This window comes from Phyllobacterium sp. P5_D12 (assembly GCF_054049495.1).
Genome location: NZ_JBFUMG010001078.1, coordinates 1 through 772, shown reverse-complemented (window position 1 = coordinate 772; position 772 = coordinate 1). Strand labels below are relative to the sequence as shown.

Sequence of the window (772 nt, the reverse complement as noted above, 5' to 3'; positions counted from 1 at the left end):
CACCGAACTCACCACCGGAAATACCGACGATGACCTTGTCTTTCACGACCATTGGTGCGGACGTTCCAGACTCGCCCTTGCTGCCGTCTACCGCCTCGGCGTTTTTCACGGACCAATCGGGTTTGCCTGTCTTTGCATCGAGAGCAACGAGCGTTGCGTCGGCCTGATAAAGGAATATCTTGCCGTCGCCATAGGCTACGCCGCGATTAACGGTATCGCAGCACATGATAGGAATGACGTTTGCGTCCTGCTTGGGTTCATACTTCCAGAGGATTTTGCCATCATTGTTCAGGTCAAGCGCAAAGACGGTGTTCGGATAAGGCGCATGGACATACATCACATCGCCAACGATGAGCGGGCCTCCTTCATGGCCGCGCAGCACACCAGTCGAAAACGTCCAGGCGACCTGAAGGTTTTTGACATTGTCCGCAGTAATCTTGTTGAGTTTCGAGTAGCGCGTATTAGCGTAATCACCGGTCTGGATAGCCCAGTTCTTCGAATCAGAAATTACAGCCTGAAGATCGTCATTGGCCAGAGCTCCCCCCGCCAATGAGAACGTCATGGCCGTTGTAGCCAATGCAATTCCAATTAAATTCTTGTGTACACGCATTATGAGTCCTCCCTAAGTTCACATTTATGAACTATCGGACGAAGCCGTTTTTCAGTGCGGGTTCGCTCCATTAGCTCACGCAAATGGGGAAGTATTTCCGGCAGCGTGTCACGACAAAGCCAGGCGCGCAGAGGGCACCGTTACTGCCCACCTCGCTTGGCC

The 772-nt window shown here is 52.8% G+C and carries 1 protein-coding gene; it reads right to left on the bottom strand.

Annotated features, from left to right (window positions below; all coding sequences use genetic code 11):
• The coding region (locus ACXJ5O_RS28805) for an outer membrane protein assembly factor BamB family protein (protein WP_457302888.1) at positions 1-562 on the bottom strand (562 nt) is incomplete at its 3' end.
• Between the last annotated feature and the right edge of the window lie 210 nt (positions 563-772).